Source organism: Oleiphilus sp. HI0123 (genome assembly GCF_001635315.1).
In genome coordinates this window covers 1-2,414 of the sequence record NZ_LWGE01001759.1, presented here as the reverse complement: position 1 = coordinate 2,414, position 2,414 = coordinate 1, and the positions used below count along the sequence as shown (strand labels likewise).

The 2,414-nt window shown below is 42.9% G+C and carries 2 protein-coding genes and 1 rRNA gene; all 3 read left to right on the top strand.

Annotated features, from left to right (window positions below; translation table 11 throughout):
- A partial coding sequence (gene ilvC / locus A3761_RS23760) for a ketol-acid reductoisomerase (RefSeq protein ID WP_068751032.1) occupies window positions 1-1,001 on the top strand: 1,001 nt, incomplete at its 5' end.
- An 87-nt stretch (window positions 1,002-1,088) separates the two neighbouring features.
- Window positions 1,089-1,874 (top strand): CDP-diacylglycerol--serine O-phosphatidyltransferase, encoded by a 786-nt coding sequence (gene pssA, locus A3761_RS23755; RefSeq protein WP_197470003.1) that lies wholly within the window; start codon window positions 1,089-1,091, stop codon window positions 1,872-1,874.
- Window positions 1,875-2,349: 475 nt separating this feature from the next.
- Window positions 2,350-2,414, top strand: a 16S ribosomal RNA gene (locus A3761_RS23750); the annotation flags it as partial.

The window sequence follows — 2,414 nt, the reverse complement described above, 5'->3', positions numbered from 1 at the left end:
ATTACGATAAAGATTGTGATCTATCGATCATTAAAGGTAAGAAAGTTTCAATTATTGGTTATGGTTCGCAAGGTCATGCTCATGCCTGTAACTTGAAAGATTCTGGTGTTGATGTAACGGTTGGTCTACGTGCAAATTCTTCTTCTGTAGCGAAAGCGGAAGCGCATGGTTTGACTGTTAAGCCGGTTGCTGAGGCTGTCTCTGGTGCTGATGTAGTAATGATTTTGACTCCAGATGAGTTTCAGTCTGTTTTGTACAAAGAAGAAATTGAGCCAAACATTAAGCAGGGTGCTACTCTAGCATTTGCTCATGGTTTTGCTATTCATTATAACCAGGTTGTGCCTCGTGCCGATCTTGATGTTATCATGATCGCTCCAAAAGCGCCGGGCCACACGGTTCGTTCAGAATTTGTGAAGGGCGGTGGTATTCCAGACTTAATCGCTATCTATCAGGATGCAACGGGTAAGGCTAAAGATGTTGCGCTATCTTACGCTTCAGGTGTAGGTGGTGGTCGTACGGGCATTATCGAAACAACTTTCAAAGATGAAACTGAAACTGACTTGTTCGGTGAGCAGGCTGTTCTTTGTGGTGGTGCTGTTGAGTTGGTTAAGATGGGTTTTGAAACGCTTACTGAAGCGGGTTATGCGCCTGAAATGGCTTACTTCGAATGTTTGCATGAATTGAAGTTGATCGTAGACCTTATGTATGAAGGCGGTATCGCCAATATGAACTACTCAATCTCAAACAATGCTGAATACGGCGAGTATGTAACGGGCCCAGAAGTTATTAACGAAGAGTCTCGTGCAGCGATGCGTAATGCGCTTAAGCGTATTCAGAATGGTGAGTATGCGAAAATGTTCATTTCAGAGGGTGCAACAAACTATCCTTCAATGACTGCGTACCGTCGTAACAATGCTGCGCACCCAATCGAGCAGGTTGGTGGTGAGCTTCGTAAGATGATGCCATGGATTAACAAGATTGTTGATAAGAGCAAAAACTAAACATTAGTTGTTTTTGCAGGTAAGATAAGGCGGCTCTCTGGTTTTTCCAGAGAGCCGTTTTTTTATGTTTAATGATGAGAGTTGATGATGAGTGATATGAATTCAGAAAAGCAGGGTGATGTAGAAAAGGAAGAGGTGAGCGAGTCGCCGGCTCATCGTTCAAAGCTGGGGCGAGGGATCTATCTGTTGCCGAACCTGTTTACAACAGCTTCGTTGTTTTCTGGATTCTATGCGATCGTCGCTGCTATGAATGGTCATTTTGATAATGCAGCAATTGCCATCTTTATATCAATGATTCTGGATGGCTTAGATGGTCGTGTGGCGCGTATGACGAATACGCAGAGCGCTTTTGGTGCAGAGTACGATAGTTTGGTCGATATGGTTGCTTTTGGTGTGGCACCCGCTCTTGTCGCGTTTACTATGAATTTGCATACTTTGGGTAATTTGGGGTGGATTGCGACCTTTATCTATGTGGCGGGTGCTGCGTTGCGTCTAGCGCGCTTTAATACACAAATTGATGAGGTGGATAAGCGCTACTTTATAGGGCTTCCAAGCCCTTCGGCGGCGGCAATTGTGGCTGGCTTTGTATGGGCGGCGCATCATTACGAGCAGTCGGGCTGGTTAACTGCGTTAACGATGGTGATAGTTGCGGGTGCAGGGGTGTTGATGGTGAGTAATGTTAAGTATCACTCCTTTAAAGAGTTTGATATGAAAAGAAGGGTTCCGTTTACTACCTTGCTTATTATAGTTCTGGTTTTTGCGGTCATTGCGTTAGAGCCGTCGCTAGTACTGCTTGGGGTCTTTGCTTTATATACTTTATCTGGGCCATTTAATGCGTTACTTGGTCGCAATAAAGTGACTGAAAAGTCTTAATTACATTCGCTAACATAAAAATGTAAAGAAAGTTTGATAAAGGTGTTGACCTAAAGAATCAGCTCTATATAATGCGCACCTCCTTAAGGCGAACCGCTTCGAAAGCGGCGAAGTTTGAAGGAGATAGAGGATAAATTAAGTGATTAAAATCAGTAATTTATCTTCGCTTGTTAAAGGTTTTGGTTTTCGGTTTTGAATTTAAATTTCTTCGAAAACAAATTAAAAAAAATCGTTGACAAGCAAATGAGACGCTGTAGAATACGCGCCTCGCTTGAGGGATCTCAAGCAAGCTCTTTAAAAAATTAACCAAGCAATTCGTGTGGGCGCTGGCTGAGATGATTTCACGATAAAGCACTCTGATCTAACTTGTTAGAGAGGATGTTGCTTAAGAAATTATCAAGTCAACGACCTGTACAATTTATTTGAACAGTAAGTAACTTGAGCAAGTATATGAAGCTTTTGCTTCGACTAGATTGAACTGAAGAGTTTGATCATGGCTCAGATTGAACGCTGGCGGCAGGCTTAACACATGCAAGTCGA